The organism is uncultured Nocardioides sp., assembly GCF_947489365.1.
Lineage (GTDB): Bacteria > Actinomycetota > Actinomycetes > Propionibacteriales > Nocardioidaceae > Nocardioides.
The window spans coordinates 1,040,373-1,056,601 of record NZ_CANLDB010000001.1 but is presented as its reverse complement, the minus strand read 5'-3'; the positions used below and the strand labels follow the sequence as shown (position 1 = coordinate 1,056,601).

Here is a 16,229-nt window from a genome sequence, read left to right as displayed (position 1 = left end):
GTTCCTCAAGTCACTGGAGCGGGGCTCCCGCAGCGATGAGTATTCGGTGTATGTCCCGGGTCCTGGAGCAGCATCTGCACGCCGTGTCGGCGCGGCTCGCGGTGCCGCTCGGCCTGCTGGGGGTCTTCGTCCTGACCTGGAGCTCGGTCGGCCTGGCCCCGGCCGGAGCACCCAGCTCGTCCTGGTGGCCCGCGTCGGGCCTCGCCGTCGTCCTCGCCTTCCTCGGCTCCCGCCGGACGGCCACCGCCCTGGTGCTGCTGTCCTGGCCCGTCTCGACCCTCGCCATCTGGCTGGGCGGGCGGAGCCTCGAGCTGTCCCTGCCGTTCGGGGTCGCGGTGCTCGCCGAGATCGGCGTCGCCACCGTCGTCCTGCGGTCGATGCTGGGCGTGACCCGCTCGCCGCAGGACGGGCCCCTGACCCGCCTCGACGACTTCTGGCGGATCGCCCTCGCCTCGACCCTCGGCGCGTTGGCCTGCTCCCTGATCGCCGTCGCCGCCGTCGCCGCCGACGGCCAGGACGGCCTGCTGGCGATGCTGCGCAACACCACCGCCTCACACCTCGCCGGCACCCTCACCGTCGTCTCCGCGGCGCTCGCCTTCCGGGGCCGACGCTCCCGCCCGCCGCGGCTGGAGACGACGGTCCAGGCGGTCGCCCTCGTCCTCGCCCTGGTCCTGGCTGTCTCCGAGCCGACCAGCGCGGGCCTGCTGGCCCTGGCCCCGCTGCCGCTGCTGGTGTGGGCGGGGCTCCGGCTCGGGACCCGCGTCGTGGTCGTCGAGCTGCTGGTCCTCGCCATCGGCATCACGGTCGCGGCCCGGCTCGGCGTCGGCCTGTTCGCCTCCACCTCGGGCGACCTGTACGCCGCGTACTTCTACGCGGCCCTCACCCAGTCGTACGTGATCTGCGCGGTGCTGGTCGCGCTGCCGCTCGCCCTCGCGCTCGAGCAGCGTCGCGAGCTCCTCCTGCGCGTGCTGGACAGCGAGCGGAGCCTGCGCCGCAGCTTCTCCGAGTCCGTCGTCGGCCTCCTGCAGCTCCACGAGGAGGACGGCGACCTGGTCGTGGTCGACCTCAACGACGTGGCCGGCGAGATGATCGGCGGCCGCACGGACGAGGTGCTCGGCCGCCACCTCCACGACCTCTTCGAGCTCGACCCCGCGCTCGTGCGCCAGTGCGTCGAGGACGGCGACCCGTGGCGCGACGAGGTCAGCCTGCACGGCCGCCCCGGCACCCGCATCGGGCTCGCGGTCTCCGGCACCCGGGATCCCGAGGGCGACGGCGTCCGGTCCGCCCAGCTGGTCGACCTGACCCCCGTGCGCGACGCCCACCGCGACGCCGACCGCGAGCGCGAGCTCAGCCGCGCGGTGGCGGAGACGGCGGCGTGCCTGATCCTCATCGTCGACGTCGACGGCATCCTCGTCGCCGCGAACCCCGCCGCGACCAGCATGCTCGGCTGGGAGGAGGAGGAGCTGGTCGGCCGCTTCGTGTGGGAGCTGCTGCCCGCCGACCGTCAGGGCACCCTGCGTCGCGCCATCGCCGACCTGCCCCACTCCGAGCTGCCGCCGTCCTCGGAGGCCGAGCTGCTCTGCCGCGACGGAGGACGGCGACGCGTGCTGTGGAGCACCGACTTCGCCCGCGACCCCGACGGCACCCCGAACCTGCTGATCATGACCGGCATCGACGTGACCGACGAGCGCCGCCAGCGCCTCATGGTCAGCCAGCTGCTCGAGGCGGCCATGACCACCGTGATCATCGGCGCCGACGCCGACGGCCGCATCGCCTTCTTCAACACCGGCGCGGAGCGGCTGCTCGGGCGGACCGCCGAGGAGGCCGTCGGCTCCCCGTTCGTCAGCATCTTCGACCCCGGCCAGTGCCTCGAGCGCTGGGGCGTCGACCCGACGCTCCAGACGGCGGAGGAGTCGTTCTTCCGGCTCACGCTGGACATCGCGCCGGGGCAGCCGCCCGTGCCCGAGGACCTCCAGTGGCTGCACACCGACGGCACGGCCCGGACCGTGTCGACCACGCTCAGCATCGTGGCGGACCCCGACCTCGGCGTCGGCTTCCTGTGCATCGGCCGTGACGTCACCGAGCAGCGGCAGAGCCAGCAGCTGCTGATGCAGGCGCTCGAGAAGGAGCGGACCGCGGTCGAGCGGCTGCAGGCCCTCGACCACGCGAAGAACGACTTCGTCTCGACGGTCAGCCACGAGCTGCGCACGCCCGTCACCAGCATCGTCGGGTACACCGAGATGCTGCGCGACGGGACCGTCGACGTCCCCCGCGACGACCAGGCGCCCTTCCTCGACGCGATCGCCCGCAACGCCGACCGTCTGATCGGCCTCGCCGACGACCTGCTGACGCTCTCGGGCCTGGAGTCGGGCGCCGCCGAGCTGGGCCGTGAGCGGGTCGACCTCGGGGCCCTCGTCGAGCGGAGCCGCGACACCCTCGTCCCGCTGCTGCACGGCCGCGACCTCGCCGTCACCTACCGCCTGCCCGAGGACGACGGCGTCGTCGTCCACGGTGACGCCGAGCACCTGGACCGGGTGCTGGTGAACCTCGTCAGCAACGCGGTGAAGTTCACCGACGACGGCGGCCGCATCGAGGTCTGCGTCAGCGCCGAGGCCGGCGAGGCCGTCCTCGCGGTGAGCGACACCGGCATCGGCATCCCCGCCGAGGAGCAGTCACGGCTGTTCACCAAGTTCTTCCGGTCCACCACCGCCCAGCGGCGTGCGATCCAGGGCACCGGGCTCGGCCTGTCCATCGTCCACTCGGTCGTCGCCGCGCACGGCGGCCGCATCCTCGTGCGCTCCGCCCACCTGGCCGGGACGACGTTCTCGGTGCGGCTACCGCTCCAGGACAGCCCGGCGCCGGCCGCGCTGCCGCGACCGGCCGCCGAGGCCGCAGCCGAGCCGGCGGGCGGGTCGGCGTCCGGGCCGGCGGGCGAACCCGCCGGCCGGCCGCGGACGGGGCGGCTCAACCGCGGTTGACCGCCGAGGTCACGGCCTTCAGCGACGCCGTGACGATGTTGGCGTCGAGACCGACGCCCCACAGCACCTTCTCCCCGACCGCGCACTCGACGTACGCCGCGGCGATGGCGTCGCCGCCCGACGACAGGGCGTGCTCGGCGTAGTCGAGGACCCGGACGTCGAAGGAGTCGCCGTGGGCGTCCTTCAGGCCGGCGAGCGCCTCGACGAACGCCGCGATGGGGCCGTTGCCGGAGCCGTGCAACGTCATCGGCTCGCCGTCGACGCGGACACCGACCCGCAGGCCGTCCTCCTCGCCCGCCTCGGACCAGGTCTGCACGGAGTCGAGGGCGAGGGGGGCGGTGCGGTCCAGGTACTCGGCGGAGAAGACCTCCCAGATCTGCGCGGAGGTGAGCTCGCCGCCCTCGGCGTCGGTGCGCTCCTGCACGACGCGGCTGAACTCGATCTGCGCGCGGCGCGGCAGGTCCAGCTTGTGCTCGGCCTTCAGCAGGTAGGCGACGCCGCCCTTGCCGGACTGGCTGTTGACGCGGATGACGGCCTCGTAGCTGCGGCCGACGTCCTTCGGGTCGATCGGCAGGTACGGCGCCTCCCACGGGTGCTCCGACACGTCGTGACCGGCGGCGGCCGCCTCGACCTCGAGCGCCTCGAGGCCCTTCTTGATGGCGTCCTGGTGGGAGCCGGAGAAGGCGGTGTAGACGAGGTCCCCCGCGTACGGGTGGCGGGGGTGCACGGGCAGCTGGGTGCAGTACTCGACGGTCCGGCGGACCTCGTCGATGTCGGAGAAGTCGATCATCGGGTCGACGCCCTGGCTGAGCAGGTTCATGCCGAGGGTGACCAGGCAGACGTTGCCGGTGCGCTCGCCGTGGCCGAACAGGCAGCCCTCGACCCGGTCGCCGCCGGCCATCAGGGCGAGCTCGGTCGCGGCGACCGCGGTGCCACGGTCGTTGTGCGGGTGCAGCGAGATGACGGTGGCGTCACGCCGGGTCAGCTGTCGGGAGAACCACTCGATCTGGTCGGCGTACGTGTTGGGCGTGGACATCTCGACCGTGGCGGGCAGGTTGAGCACGATCTCGCGGTGGTCGTCGGGCTGCCACACGTCGCAGACGGCCTCGCAGACCTCGACGGAGAACTCCAGCTCGGTGCCGGTGAAGATCTCCGGGGAGTACTCGAACCCGATGACGGTGGCGTCGAGCAGGTTCTCGGCGTGCTTCATGAACATCTGCGTGCCGCGGACGGCGATGTCCTTGACCTCGTCACGGTCGGCGCGGAACACCACGCGGCGGAACAGCGGGGCGAGGGCGTTGTAGAGGTGGACCGTGGCCTTGCGCGCACCGACGAGCGACTGGATGCTGCGCTCGATCAGGTCGTCGCGGGCCTGGGTCAGCACCGAGATCGTGACGTCGTCGGGGATGCGGTCACCCTCGATGAGGTGGCGCACGAAGGCGTAGTCGGTCTCGCTGGCCGCCGGGAAGCCGACCTCGATCTCCTTGTAGCCCATGCGGACCAGCAGGTCGAACATCGCCGCCTTGCGGGTCGGCGTCATGGGGTCGATCAGCGCCTGGTTGCCGTCGCGGAGGTCGGTCGACAGCCAGCGCGGGGCCTGCGTGATGGTCTGCGAGGGCCAGGTGCGGTCGGGCAGGTCGATCGGCGGGAAGGCGCGGTAGCGCCCGACGGGCATCCCGCTGGGCTTCTGGCGGGCTTCGGGGGTCTGGAACGGCATCGGGTGGTCCTCGTCTGTGCGGAGTGGGAGCGGCATCGGCGGTACAGCCGGCGCAGACGTGCTCTCCGCAACGAGGGGTCCGGCTCTCAGGCCCCGCTGCGGCGACGAAGGAGGAGTCGCTGACGCGTCATCTGGGCCACCCTAGCGCGGCCGGGACCTACGCTCTCGGCATGGCTCGTCTGCTGGTCGTGCACCACTCCCCCACGCCCACGGTCCGGGCGCTCACCGACGCGGTGCTCGCCGGCGCGCAGGACGACGCGATCACCGGCGTCGAGGTCGTCGAGCGGCCCGCGCTCGAGGCGGGCGCCGGCGACCTGATCGCCGCGGACGGCGTCGTCCTGGGCACGCCCGCGAACTTCGGCTACATGTCCGGAGCCCTCAAGCACTTCCTCGACACGGTCTTCCTCGAGGCCGGCGGCGCGCTCTCGGACGACGGGTCCGCCGGCGGGGCCGCCGGCGGGCGGCTGCCCTTCGGGCTCTACGTGCACGGCCGGTACGACACCGAGGGGGCCGAGCGGTCGGTGCTGGCGATCGCCGGGGCGCTGCCGTGGCGGCTGTCGAGCGACGTCCTCGCCGTGGTGGGTGACGTGGACGCGACGCACACGGCCTCGGCGTACGAGCTGGGCGCTACGATCGCGGCACTGCTGAGCGTCTGAGACGGGCGCACGACGCACGCGCTCGACGTACTGGCGAGAACCCCGGGAGAGGTGACATGACGGACGACCGGACTCCGGTGCTCCGTCGCCCGCTCGGTCGGCTCGACCGGCTCGGCCTCCTCCTCGCCGCTCCCCTGCTGCTGACGGCCTGCGGCGGCGGGGACGGCGACGAGCCGGAGCAGGTCTCCGCCGACACCGTCGAGACGCCCGAGGTCGGCCTGTGCCGGGTGCTGGGTCCCTCCGACGTCGCCGAGCCCAGCAACAGCACGGCGCCGGTGGACTGCGCCGAGCGCCACACCGCCGAGACGTTCGCGGTGGGCCCGCTGCCCGACCGCTTCACCGACGCGGCGTACGACTCCCCGGACCTCGGGGCGTTCGCCTACAAGACGTGCGGGAGGGCGTTCGGCCGCTTCGTCGGCGGCGATGAGTCCCGCGTCATGCGCTCGACGGTCAGCTGGGCCTGGTTCCGCCCGTCGGAGGACGCCTGGGAGCAGGGCGCCCGGTGGTACCGCTGCGACGCGGTCGGCGGCGGCGTGACGGGCGAGGCGTACGTCGACCTCCCGGAGACCGCCGAGGGACTGCTGGCCGGGGTCCCCCAGGACCGCTGGACGGTCTGCGCGGACGGGCCGACCGTCTCCGAGGGCGAGAAGGTCGCGTGCACCGAGCCGCACACCTGGCGGGCCGTGTCGACCGTGCCGGTCGGCGAGGACGACGACCCGTGGCCCGGCGACCGCGTCGTCGAGGTCACCAGCCGTGACGCCTGCTCGAGCCAGGTCGGGGCCCTGCTCGGCTACCCCCTCGACTACGAGTTCGGGTGGACCGCCTTCGGCGAGGGCCAGTGGGAGGCCGGCAACCGCCGCTCGATCTGCTGGGCCAGGACCGACTCGTGAGCCTCCGTCGCCTCGCGCCCGCCCTGGCCGCCCTCGGTGCGCTCCTCCTCGTCGCGGGCTGTGGCGGGGACGACGCCGCACCGCAGGACGCCGCGTCGGCGAGCCCGTCGGCCACGCCCGCCGGGCCCGTCTCGTCGGACCCGGCGTCCTCCGGGGACCCCACCCCGGCGGCCGTCGCCGTCCCCGAGGTCCAGGCCTGCTACCCGCTGGGGTTCGACGAGGCCCTGGCGCCGGTCAGCGAGACCGCCCCCACGGACTGCGCCGGGGAGCACACCTCCCGCACCTTCGCGGTCGGCGAGCTGGACCTGCTCGTCGACGGCCACCTGCTCGCGGTCGACTCGGAGCGGGCGCAGGCCCAGCCGGCGGCCGAGTGCCCGCCGCGGCTGGCCGAGTTCCTCGGCGGGTCGGAGGAGGACCTGCGGCTGACCGTCCTGCGGGCCGTCTGGTTCTCGCCCACCGTGGAGCAGTCCGACGAGGGTGCCTCCTGGTACCGGTGCGACGTGATCGCGCTGGCCGGCCAGGGTGAGCTCGCGCCGCTGACCGGCCGCCTGGAGGGCCTGTTCTCCACCCCGGACGCGGCTGCGGCGTACGCCCTGTGCGCGACGGCCGAGCCCGGCACCGACGGCTTCGAGCGCGTCCCGTGCCGCGCGGACGACGCCTCGTGGCGGGCGATCGCCACCGTGCCGCTCGCCGAGGGCGAGGAGTACCCGGGCGAGGACCAGGTCTCCGCCGCCGGCGACGGCGTCTGCGAGGACGCCGCCCGCGACACCGCCTCCGACCCGCTCAACTTCCGCTTCGGCTACGAGTACCCCACCGCCGAGCAGTGGGACGCCGGCCAGCGGTACGGCGTCTGCTGGACCCCGGCGTAGGACCCGAGTCGGCCCGAACGCACCGCCGTACAACCCCGAGTCGGCCCGAACGCACCGGTCCGAGACGCCGAGTCGGCCCGAACGCACCGGTCCGAGACGCCGAGTCGGCCCTAGAACCCCAGCTTGCGCAGGTGCCGTGGGTCGCGCTGCCAGTCCTTGGCCACCTTGACGCGCAGCTCCAGGTGCACCGGGGTGCCGAGGAGGGACTCGATCTGCTTGCGGGCGTCGGTGCCGACCTGGCGCAGGCGCGAGCCCTTGTGGCCGATGACGATGCCCTTCTGGGAGTCGCGCTCGACGTACAGCGACGCGTGGACGTCGAGCAGCGGCTTGTCGTCGGGCCGGCCCTCGCGGGGCTCCATGTCGTCGACGACGACGGCGATGGAGTGGGGCAGCTCGTCGCGGACGCCCTCCAGGGCGGCCTCGCGGACGAGGTCGGCGACGAGCACCTCCTCGGGGGCGTCGGTGAGGTCGCCGTCCGGGTAGAGGGGCGGTCCCTCGGGCATCAGCCCGACCAGGAGGTCGGAGAGGAGCTCGACCTGGTGGCCGGCCACGGCGGAGACGGGCACGATCTCGGCCCAGTCGATGCCGAGGTCGCGGCCCATGGCGTCGATGGACATCAGGTGCTCGGCGAGCCGGTCCGGGCCGACGAGGTCGGTCTTGGTGGCCAGCGCGACGAACGTCGTACGGCGGACCTTGGCGACCTCACCGGCGAGGAACTTGTCCCCGGGCCCGATGGGCTGGTCGGCGGGGAAGCAGCAGCAGACGACGTCAACCTCGCCCCAGGTGGCGCGGACCAGGTCGTTGAGGCGCTCGCCGAGCAGGGTCCGCGGCCGGTGCAGGCCGGGGGTGTCGACGAGGACGAGCTGGGCCTCGGGGCGGTGGACGATCCCGCGGACGACGGTTCGCGTCGTCTGCGGTCGCGAGCTGGTGATGACCACCTTGGTGCCGACCAGGGCGTTGGTCAGCGTCGACTTGCCCGCGTTGGGGCGGCCCACGAAGCAGGCGAACCCGCTCCGGAACCCCTCGGGCACCTCGCCGAACAGGCTCATGTCAGGCCTCCCTCGCCTTGTCGTAGTCGTCCCAGATCTCCTCGTCGCTCTTCCCGGCGGCCTTGCCCGCGGCGTAGATCGGGCCGGGGTCGACGGTGCGGCGCTGGCGCACCTGGTCGCGCCAGTAGCCCATCACGTCGTACGCCGACGCCCCGAGGCCGCGGTCGTGGCGGAGGTGCTTGCGGATGGCGCGCATCTGGGCTGACTCACCGGCCATCCAGAAGTAGCCGTCACCGGCGGGCCAGTCGACGTCCGCGACGAGGTCCGCCAGGCCGCTGGTGCCGGTGGCCGGGGGACGCACCCAGGTGACCTCGAGGCCGTCGGTGGCCGGCAGGTAGTCGCCGAGGTCGTCGGCGGACTCGACCCACACGCGGCACGGGAGGCCCGCCGGGCGGGACTCGGCGATGCGGGCGATGGCGGGCAGGCCGGTGAGGTCGGCGACCAGCAGCAGCCACGCGGCGCCGTCCGGCAGCGCGAAGGAACCCTTGGGCTCGGTGATCGTCACGGTCTCGCCGGTGCAGTCGCGCTCGGCCCACTGGGTGACGAGACCCTCGGCGTGGACGACGACGTCGACGACGAGCGCGTCCGGGCCGACCGAGCGCAGCGTGTAGTAGCGGTGCTGGAACTGGCCGGGGACGACGAGCCCGACCCACTCGTCCGGGACACCGGTCGAGGTGAAGCCCGCCAGGCCCGGTCCACCGAGGTGGAGCCGCACCAGGTGCTCACCGAGACGTTCCCGGCGCAGCACCTGGACGTCGTACTGCTGGGCGCGCCGGGTCATCGGTCCCCACCCTAGTCACCGCCGGATCGGCGGATCTCCGCGCCCGGACGGGGTGTCCGCTGCGCAGACGTGCCGACTCGAGCCCCTCAGCGTGCGCAGACGTGCCGACTCGGCTCAGGGGAAGTCGTGGCGCAGGGGGTAGCCGGAGGTGCCGTCGTCGGCGGTGCGGGTGGCGAGGACCTGGTGGAGCTGGATCTCGTTCCGCTCGAACGCCAACCGGCTGCCGGCCATGTACAGCCCCCACACCCGCGCCGTGCCGACGCCGACCTCGGCGACGGCCTCGTCCCAGTGCTCGACGAGGTTCGCGGTCCAGCCGGCGAGGGTCCGGGCGTAGTGGACCCGGAGGTTCTCGGCGTGCTGCACCTCGAGGCCGGCGTCCTGCGCCTCGGTGATGATCCGCCCCGAGCCGGTGAGCTCGCCGTCGGGGAAGACGTAGCGGTCGATGAAGGCGCCGGTGGCCCGCATGCGGTTGTCGTGGCGGGTGATGCAGTGGTTCAGCAGCCGCCCGCCAGGGCACAGCCGGTCGCGCAGGAACCCGAAGTACGCCGGGTAGTTGGCGACCCCGATGTGCTCGGTGAGGCCGATGGAGCTGACGGCGTCGAAGCCGGACTCGGTCACGTCGCGGTAGTCGGCGTGCCGGATCTCGGCGGAGCCGGACAGTCCCTCCCGCTCGACCGCCTCGGCGGCCCACGCGGCCTGCTCGCGCGACAGGGTGACGCCGAGGGCGGTGACGCCGTACTCGCGCACGGCGTGACGGACCATCCCGCCCCAGCCGCAGCCGACGTCCAGCAGGCGCATGCCGGGCCGGAGCCCGAGCTTGCGGCAGACGAGGTCGTACTTGGCGGCCTGCGCCTCCTCCAGCGTCGCGCCGTCGTGCGGGTAGAGCGCGCAGGTGTAGGTCATCGACGGCCCGAGCACCAGCTCGTAGAACCGGTTCGACACGTCGTAGTGGTGGCCGATGACCTCGGCGTCGCGGCTGAGCGAGTGGCGCAGGCCCTCGACGGCGCGGCGCCAGCGGGGCAGGTGCTCCTGCGGGGGCGGCGGCGGGGGCTTGAGGTGGGAGGCGCCGAGGCCGCGCACCATACGCACCAGCTCGGCCGCGCCCGGGCGGCGGAAGACGAGGTGGTTCTGCAGCAGCCGCATCGCGTCGTACGGGTCGCCCTCGTGGGCGCCGGTCAGGCGCAGGTCGCCGGAGACGTACGCACGGGCCATCCCGAGGTCGCCGGGAGCGGTGAGCAGGTAGGACAGACCGCGCTCCGAGACGAGCTCGAGGCCGATGTCGGCGTCGGGCGGGCCGGCCGTGCTGCCGTCGTACGCCGTGAACCGGACGGGCAGCCCGTCGCGGAGCAGCGTCTCCAGGGCCTCGCCGATCGTGATCGTGGCCTCGCCCTGCGTGTGTCCCCGTGTGATCGTCATCGTCGTCGCACCGCCTTGTCGTAGAGGCTCGTCAGCCGGTCCTGGGGGTCGTGCCGCCGCTTCACCGCGGCGAGGTGGTCGCCCGCGTAGAGGGCGTCGAAGGTCTCGCGGTCGTAGTAGGCCTCGGAGTACAGCGACTTGTGGCCGCCGAGCTCGTGGACGCGGGTCTCGATCGCCCGGTTCAGCGGGCCGTCCTCGGCGCCGTCGCCGACGCCGACCGTGCCCCAGAAGCCGACGTTCACGTACGTCGTCCCCGGCTCCAGCGGGTAGGTCGGCCACGGGCGGCCGTCGCCCGCCGTCCCGGCGCGCAGGCGCAGCGGGCACAGCCACACCGGGCGCATGCCGACCTCGGCGTCGAACCAGGTGAGGAAGTCGGCGAGGCGTCCCACCGGTACCTCGACGTCCTGGATCACCCGCTCGCGGCGCGGGCGGCCGGCGCGGGCGTCGAGCCGGTCGACGACGCCGTACCGGCGCTCGAGCCCGACCAGCCGGCTGTAGACGTCGGAGCGGCGCCACCGTCGCGGCCAGAGCCGACGCACGCGCGGGTCGTCGAGCCCGAACGCCCCGGAGCACCAGAACCAGTCGGTGTCCCAGCGCCAGAGGTAGTCGTGGGTGGTCAGGCGGTCGGTGGCCCGCTCCTGCAGGGAGCGGTAGAAGATGCGGTCGCCGGTGTAGTCGGAGGTCGGCCCCGGCTCGTCGGTCCAGCGGGCGAGGGTCAGGTACAGCTCGCCGGGCGTGAAGGCGACACCGTCCATCGCGTCGACCCGCTCCCCCTTCCACGAGCCCCGCTCGCAGATGCGCGCCACCGCCGCGGCGAGCAGCCCGGCCGAGGAGAACCGCTGGTGCCGCAGCGCGACGTACGGCGCCACCTCGGTCAGCTCGATCCGCAGCCGCGTGGCGTAGCCGAGCGAGCCGTAGGAGTTCGGGAAGGCGTCGAACAGCTCCTCGCCCGGCCGCGTGGTGACGATCTCGCCGGCGCCGGTGAGCACGTCCATCTCGAGGACCGACTCGTGCGGCAGCCCGTGGCGGAAGCTGGTGGACTCGATCCCGAGACCGGCGACGGCGCCGCCGAGGGTGATCGTCCGCAGCTGGGGCACCACCAGCGGCGCCAGCCCGTGCGGGAGCGTGGCGTCGACGAGGTCGGCGTACGTGCACACCCCCTGGACGTCGGCCGTCCGCGCGACCGGGTCGATCGACACCACCCCGGTCAGCCCGGAGACGTCGAGCCCGGAGGCCGCGGCCGCGCGGGGCCGGAACAGGTTCGTCGTGGCCTTGGCCAGCCGCACCGGGGCGTCCACGGGCAGCAGCGAGAACGAGCGCAGGAGGCGCTCGACGCCCTCCTGGTGCTCATGTGCACCCACCACGTTCCCGGTCACTCCCGGCAACGTACTCCTGGACGGCTCAGGTCGTGGTGGTGGAGGTCACACCGCCGGGTCCGGCACGGTGCACGGGGACGTCGGCCCCGGCGAGGTCCCGCAGCACGGCCAGGTCGTCGGGGGCGACGGCCTCGGCCGCGGTGTGCACGAGCGCCGCCTCCAGTCCGGCCGCGCCCGAGGCGACGGCCATGGCGACGCAGCCGGCGAGCGCCGACAGCTGCAGCGACGGCAGGTCGACCGTCGCGGCGGCGTACGTGCGTCCGTCGAGGTCGCGGACCGCGGCACCCTCCGCGGCCCGGGTCCGCGCGCGGGTGGCCCGCGCGAGGGTGAGCAGCTTGGCGTCCTCGGGCGGGAGGTCCTTCTCGGTGCTCACGGGGCGGGGTCTCCGTTCCTCCAGGCGTCCAGGATCTCGTCCTGCAGCCCGAACATCTCGCGGTGCTCGTCGGGCTCGGCGTGGTCGTAGCCGAGCAGGTGCAGCACGCCGTGGACGGTGAGCAGCTCGAGCTCGGCCTGCTGGGGGTGGCCGGCCTCCTCGGCCTGCCGGGCCGCCACCGTCGGGCAGAGCACGAGGTCTCCGAGCACGCCCTCCACGCCGTCACCGGGCCGCAGCTCGTCCATGGGGAAGGCCAGCACGTCGGTGGGGCCCTCCTTGTCCATCCAGCGCCCGTTCAGCTCGGCCATCGCGGCCTCGTCGACGGCGGTCACCGACAGCTCCGCCTCGGGGTGCACCTTCATCCAGCGCATCGCGTGCGCCGCCACGGCGACGTACGGGTCGAGGTCCAGGTCGGTCCCCGACTCGTCGGTGGCCTCGATCACCGGACCGGTCCTCGGCGGGTCACCGGCGACGGTCGGGCGCGGCCGCCGGGCGGGCCTGCCCCGTCGGCGCAGGGGTGTTGTCGAAGACGTCGTACGCCGCCACGATCGCGCCGACGAGCCGGTGGCGGACGACGTCGCGGCTGCTGAGCTGGTTGAAGACGATGTCGTCGACGTCGCCGAGGATCCCCTGGATCACCTTCAGGCCCGACTTCACGCCGCCCGGGAGGTCGACCTGGGTGACGTCACCGGTGACGACGATCTTCGAGCCGAAGCCGAGGCGGGTGAGGAACATCTTCATCTGCTCCGGCGAGGTGTTCTGCGCCTCGTCGAGGATGATGAACGCGTCGTTCAGCGTGCGACCGCGCATGTACGCCAGCGGGGCGACCTCGATGGTCCCGGCCGCGAGCAGCTTCGGGATCGTCTCGGGGTCGATCATGTCGTGCAGCGCGTCGTACAGCGGGCGCAGGTAGGGGTCGATCTTCTCGCTCAGCGTGCCCGGGAGGTAGCCCAGCCGCTCACCGGCCTCGACGGCCGGACGCGTGAGGATGATCCGGGTGACCTCCTTCTTCTGCAGCGCCTGGACCGCCTTGGCCATCGCCAGGTAGGTCTTGCCGGTGCCGGCGGGGCCGATGCCGAAGGTGATCGTGTGCTTGTCGATCGAGTCGACGTACCGCTTCTGGTTGAGCGTCTTCGGCCGGATCGTGCGCCCGCGGTTGGAGAGGATGTCGAGGCTCAGCACCTCGGCGGGGCGCTCGGAGGTCTCCTCGCGCATCATCGCGATGGCGCGCCCGACGGTCTCGGCGCTCATGCCCTGGCCGGTGCGGATGATCGTGACGATCTCGTCGAGCAGCCGCTCGGCGAGGGCCACCTCGGCGGGCTCGCCGGTCAGCGTGATCCGGTTCCCGCGCACGTGGACGTCGGCGCCGAAGGCCTGCTCCACGAGCGCGAGGTGGCTGTCGGCCGGACCGAGCAGCGTGACCATGTCGATGCTGTTGGGGACGATCACGACCTGGGAGACGGTCTGTGGGGTGTCGTCGGTCAAGGGCTGCAACAGCCTTCCTGGTGGTGATGTCCTGGCACCTCGAGGATATCGCGGTCCCCCGAGGCCGCCCACCGAGATTCGCCGGGCACCCTCCGGTACCCACCCCGCCCCTCGGTGCCGAGTCGGCACGTCTGCGCACCCCAGGGGGCTCGAGTCGGCACGTCTGCGCACCCCAGGGGGCTCGAGTCGGCACGTCTGCGCACCCGAGGGGCCCGGGTCGACGCCGTACAGCTGCGCAGATCTGCCGACTCGACGCCGTACGGCTGCGCAGACGTGCCGACTCGACGCCGTACAGCTGCGCAGACGTGCCGACTCGACGCCGTAGGGCTGCGCAGATCTGCCGACTCGACGGTCAGCCGGGGGGCCAGGACAGCGGGCGGCCGCCGAGGACGTGGAGGTGGGTGTGGAAGACGGTCTGGCCGGCGGCCTCCCCGGTGTTGAAGACCAGGCGGTAGCCCTCCAGGCCCTCGGACGCCGCCACGTGGGCGGCGGCGTCGACGAGGTCGGCGACGGCGGCCGGGTCGGCGGCGGCGAGGGCCGCGGCGTCGCGGTGGTGGGCCCGCGGGACGACGAGGACGTGGGTCGGGGCCTGCGGGTTCACGTCCCGGAAGGCCACGGAGTGCTCGGTGGAGTGCACCACCTCGGCGGGGATCGCGCCGTCCACGATGCGGCAGAACAGGCAGTCGGGGTCGCTCATGGTCGGACCCTACGACCGTCGCCGGGGGCCCGGGGGACGGCGACTCGCCCGGACGTGTCAACCCCGGGCGAACCCCACGCGTCCCACTAGCGTGATCACACACCAGCGAGCGCCGGGGAGGACCGTGACGCACACCGGCACGACCGCCGACCCCACGGCCGACGGGTGGGGTGCCGACCATGCCCTCGAGCAGCTGTACGCCGTGCACTGGCGCGGTCTCGTCCGGCTGGCGGTGCTGCTCGTCCGCGAGGTCGGGCTGGCCGAGGAGGTCGTCCAGGACGCCTTCGTCGCGACCCACGGCCGGTGGTCCAGTCTCCGCGACCCCGACCGGGCCCTGGCCTACCTGCGCCAGGCCGTCGTCAACCGGTCGCGCTCGGCCTTGCGTCACGCCGGCGTGGTGGAGAAGCACCGGCGACGTCTCGCCTCCGAGGCGGCCCGCCCCGACCCGGGCGGCGCCGGGCAGGACGGCGACCCCGACCGCATGGCGCTGCTCACCGAGCGCCGCCGCACCGTGGTGGAGGCCCTCGCCCGCCTGCCGCGCCGGCAGCGCGAGGTGCTCGTGCTGCGCTACTACGCCGAGGCCTCCGAGTCGGAGATCGCCGAGATCCTCGACATCAGCCGCGGCGCGGTGAAGAGCCACGCCTCGCGGGGCGCCGCCAAGCTCCGCGACCTGCTGGAGGCGGACCGATGAGGTGGCCGGGCCGGGACCGGCGCGACACCTCCCGCGACCCCGGTCACGACGTCGAGCTGCGCGGCCTGATGCACGACGCCGTCGACGACGTCGAGCCGGCGTACCGCCTCGAGGCCATCCGTGCCCGCACCTCCCCCGGCGGCACCCCGCGGACCACCCCGGCCCCGCGGACCACCCGCACCCCCCTGACCGAGGAGACCCCCGTGCCCGAGTCCCGACGTACCTGGCTCGTCGGCGCCGGCGGCGCCGTCCTGGCCACCGCCGTCGTCATCGTGACCATCGCCGTCCTCGGCGGCGGATCGGACGACGAGACGAGCACCGCCTCGTCCAGCGAGTCGAGCAGCTCCACCGAGATGCCGACCCCGCGCGAGATCGAGCCCACCCAGGGCCGGACGCGTGGCGGTGGCGGCGGCAGCAACGACGAGAGCGAGGACCGCGAGGTCGTCGCGACGCCGGTCGTGCCGTCGTACTACATGATCGGGACGAAGCTCGGCCCCCGCCTGGTGCGGGAATTCCGGCCGGCCGACGCGTACGGCGAGGACACCGCCTCGACGATCGAGGCCGCGGTCCGCACCGCGGTGACGGTGCGTCCGAGCGACCCCGACTACCAGACCCTGTGGCCCGAGGACACCGTCGTCGAGGTCAGCGGCGGCGACGGCGAGCCGTGGGGTGTGCGGCTGACGAGCGAGAGCGAGGACCTCGCGGGCCGCCCCGGCGGCATCGACGACGCCGTGGCCACGATGATGCGCCAGCAGGTCGTCTGGACGACCCAGGCCGTCGTGCAGTCCCGGGACCCGATCCTCCTGTCCGGCCCGGACGGCGGGGACCTGCTCGGCGTCGGCGCCGGCCCGGAGACGGCCGCCGCCGAGCTCGACACCCTCGCGCTGATGAACATCACGAACCCGGTCGAGGCCCAGGAGGTCACCGGCGACGTGCTCGCCGCCGACGGACGCAGCAGCGGCTTCGAGGCCACCGTGCAGTGGGAGCTGCGGAGCGGTGGCATCGACGGCGAGGTCGTCGACGAGGGCGTCACCACCGCGGAGGGCTGGGTCGACGGCCTCTACCCCTGGAGCGTCGAGGTGGACGTGTCCGACCTCGAGCCCGGCACCTACACCTTCATCGCCCGCAACGACGACCCCACGGGCGGCGCCGAGGGCGCCGGGTCGTACGCCGACAGCCGGGGCTTCGTCATCGAGTGACGAGCCCCGGCCGCCGGGCGGTCGACCGGTCGGCCCGACCCGGTCGGGCGGG

15 protein-coding genes are annotated in these 16,229 nt (G+C 73.6%); 6 read left to right on the top strand and 9 right to left on the bottom strand.

The genetic code is table 11. The features are described 5' to 3' along the window. Window positions 1-50 precede the first annotated feature (50 nt). Complete coding sequence (locus Q0858_RS05040) at window positions 51-2,978, top strand: PAS domain S-box protein (RefSeq protein WP_299051656.1); 2,928 nt, start codon at window positions 51-53, stop codon at window positions 2,976-2,978. On the opposite strand, the gene leuA is transcribed toward Q0858_RS05040, so the two are convergent. Continuing rightward, the gene (gene leuA, locus Q0858_RS05035; protein ID WP_299051654.1) at window positions 2,965-4,695 is read right to left on the bottom strand and encodes a 2-isopropylmalate synthase; all 1,731 of its coding nucleotides are present in this window, start codon (window positions 4,693-4,695) and stop codon (window positions 2,965-2,967) included. The genes Q0858_RS05040 and leuA overlap by 14 nt on opposite strands. Window positions 4,696-4,865: 170 nt before the next feature. Between leuA and Q0858_RS05030 the strand changes: the two genes are divergently transcribed. From Q0858_RS05030 to Q0858_RS05020, 3 genes are read left to right on the top strand one after another with little or no spacing between them, the layout of a single operon-like run. Continuing rightward, window positions 4,866-5,351 (top strand): NAD(P)H-dependent oxidoreductase, encoded by a 486-nt coding sequence (locus tag Q0858_RS05030; protein ID WP_299051652.1) that lies wholly within the window; start codon window positions 4,866-4,868, stop codon window positions 5,349-5,351. A 56-nt stretch (window positions 5,352-5,407) separates the two neighbouring features. Further along, window positions 5,408-6,241 carry a septum formation family protein gene (locus Q0858_RS05025; protein ID WP_299051650.1) on the top strand — a complete coding sequence of 278 codons (834 nt, stop codon included), beginning with the start codon at window positions 5,408-5,410 and terminating at the stop codon, window positions 6,239-6,241. Beyond that, window positions 6,238-7,110 (top strand): septum formation family protein, encoded by an 873-nt coding sequence (locus Q0858_RS05020; RefSeq protein ID WP_299051648.1) that lies wholly within the window; start codon window positions 6,238-6,240, stop codon window positions 7,108-7,110. The genes Q0858_RS05025 and Q0858_RS05020 overlap by 4 nt, the downstream gene beginning before the upstream one ends. Window positions 7,111-7,220: 110 nt before the next feature. On the opposite strand, the gene era is transcribed toward Q0858_RS05020, so the two are convergent. The 8 genes from era to Q0858_RS04980 all read right to left on the bottom strand — a co-directional run bounded on the left by era (window position 7,221) and on the right by Q0858_RS04980 (window position 14,287). Continuing rightward, window positions 7,221-8,159 carry a GTPase Era gene (gene era / locus Q0858_RS05015; protein WP_299051646.1) on the bottom strand — a complete coding sequence of 313 codons (939 nt, stop codon included), beginning with the start codon at window positions 8,157-8,159 and terminating at the stop codon, window positions 7,221-7,223. Window position 8,160: 1 nt separating this feature from the next. Next, complete coding sequence (locus Q0858_RS05010; protein ID WP_299051644.1) at window positions 8,161-8,940, bottom strand: siderophore-interacting protein; 780 nt, start codon at window positions 8,938-8,940, stop codon at window positions 8,161-8,163. A 114-nt stretch (window positions 8,941-9,054) separates the two neighbouring features. Beyond that, window positions 9,055-10,356 (bottom strand): class I SAM-dependent methyltransferase, encoded by a 1,302-nt coding sequence (locus Q0858_RS05005; protein WP_299051643.1) that lies wholly within the window; start codon window positions 10,354-10,356, stop codon window positions 9,055-9,057. Further along, window positions 10,353-11,732 carry an FAD-binding oxidoreductase gene (locus Q0858_RS05000; protein ID WP_299051641.1) on the bottom strand — a complete coding sequence of 460 codons (1,380 nt, stop codon included), beginning with the start codon at window positions 11,730-11,732 and terminating at the stop codon, window positions 10,353-10,355. The genes Q0858_RS05005 and Q0858_RS05000 overlap by 4 nt, the downstream gene beginning before the upstream one ends. Before the next feature lie 25 nt (window positions 11,733-11,757). After that, entirely contained in the window at window positions 11,758-12,105 is a 348-nt protein-coding gene (locus Q0858_RS04995; RefSeq protein WP_299051639.1) for a cytidine deaminase, read from the bottom strand. Then, window positions 12,102-12,548: an rRNA maturation RNase YbeY gene (ybeY, locus tag Q0858_RS04990; protein ID WP_299051637.1), complete on the bottom strand. Its 447-nt coding sequence runs from the start codon at window positions 12,546-12,548 to the stop codon at window positions 12,102-12,104. The genes Q0858_RS04995 and ybeY overlap by 4 nt, the downstream gene beginning before the upstream one ends. Before the next feature lie 19 nt (window positions 12,549-12,567). After that, the gene (locus tag Q0858_RS04985) at window positions 12,568-13,530 is read right to left on the bottom strand and encodes a PhoH family protein (RefSeq protein WP_299051769.1); all 963 of its coding nucleotides are present in this window, start codon (window positions 13,528-13,530) and stop codon (window positions 12,568-12,570) included. A 412-nt stretch (window positions 13,531-13,942) separates the two neighbouring features. Then, window positions 13,943-14,287, bottom strand: a complete 345-nt coding sequence (locus tag Q0858_RS04980; RefSeq protein WP_299051635.1) for an HIT domain-containing protein — start codon at window positions 14,285-14,287, stop codon at window positions 13,943-13,945. Between the two features lie 124 nt (window positions 14,288-14,411). Here Q0858_RS04980 and Q0858_RS04975 point away from each other — a divergent pair, with 124 nt between their 5' ends. Next, window positions 14,412-14,978: a SigE family RNA polymerase sigma factor gene (locus Q0858_RS04975; RefSeq protein ID WP_299051633.1), complete on the top strand. Its 567-nt coding sequence runs from the start codon at window positions 14,412-14,414 to the stop codon at window positions 14,976-14,978. Beyond that, window positions 14,975-16,177, top strand: coding sequence for a Gmad2 immunoglobulin-like domain-containing protein (locus Q0858_RS04970; RefSeq protein ID WP_299051631.1), 1,203 nt, complete (start codon window positions 14,975-14,977; stop codon window positions 16,175-16,177). The genes Q0858_RS04975 and Q0858_RS04970 overlap by 4 nt, the downstream gene beginning before the upstream one ends. Window positions 16,178-16,229: the final 52 nt, after the last annotated feature.

What these genes read in the sequence shown, in the direction of transcription:
- Q0858_RS05040 (WP_299051656.1), top strand. Translation starts at nt 51, where the DNA reads ATGTCCCGGGTCCTGGAGCAGCATCTGCACGCCGTGTCGGCGCGGCTC.
- leuA (WP_299051654.1), bottom strand. Translation starts at nt 4,695, where the DNA reads ATGCCGTTCCAGACCCCCGAAGCCCGCCAGAAGCCCAGCGGGATGCCC.
- Q0858_RS05030 (WP_299051652.1), top strand. Translation starts at nt 4,866, where the DNA reads ATGGCTCGTCTGCTGGTCGTGCACCACTCCCCCACGCCCACGGTCCGG.
- Q0858_RS05025 (WP_299051650.1), top strand. Translation starts at nt 5,408, where the DNA reads ATGACGGACGACCGGACTCCGGTGCTCCGTCGCCCGCTCGGTCGGCTC.
- era (WP_299051646.1), bottom strand. Translation starts at nt 8,159, where the DNA reads ATGAGCCTGTTCGGCGAGGTGCCCGAGGGGTTCCGGAGCGGGTTCGCC.
- Q0858_RS05010 (WP_299051644.1), bottom strand. Translation starts at nt 8,940, where the DNA reads ATGACCCGGCGCGCCCAGCAGTACGACGTCCAGGTGCTGCGCCGGGAA.
- Q0858_RS05005 (WP_299051643.1), bottom strand. Translation starts at nt 10,356, where the DNA reads ATGACGATCACACGGGGACACACGCAGGGCGAGGCCACGATCACGATC.
- Q0858_RS04985 (WP_299051769.1), bottom strand. Translation starts at nt 13,530, where the DNA reads ATGGTCACGCTGCTCGGTCCGGCCGACAGCCACCTCGCGCTCGTGGAG.
- Q0858_RS04980 (WP_299051635.1), bottom strand. Translation starts at nt 14,287, where the DNA reads ATGAGCGACCCCGACTGCCTGTTCTGCCGCATCGTGGACGGCGCGATC.
- Q0858_RS04970 (WP_299051631.1), top strand. Translation starts at nt 14,975, where the DNA reads ATGAGGTGGCCGGGCCGGGACCGGCGCGACACCTCCCGCGACCCCGGT.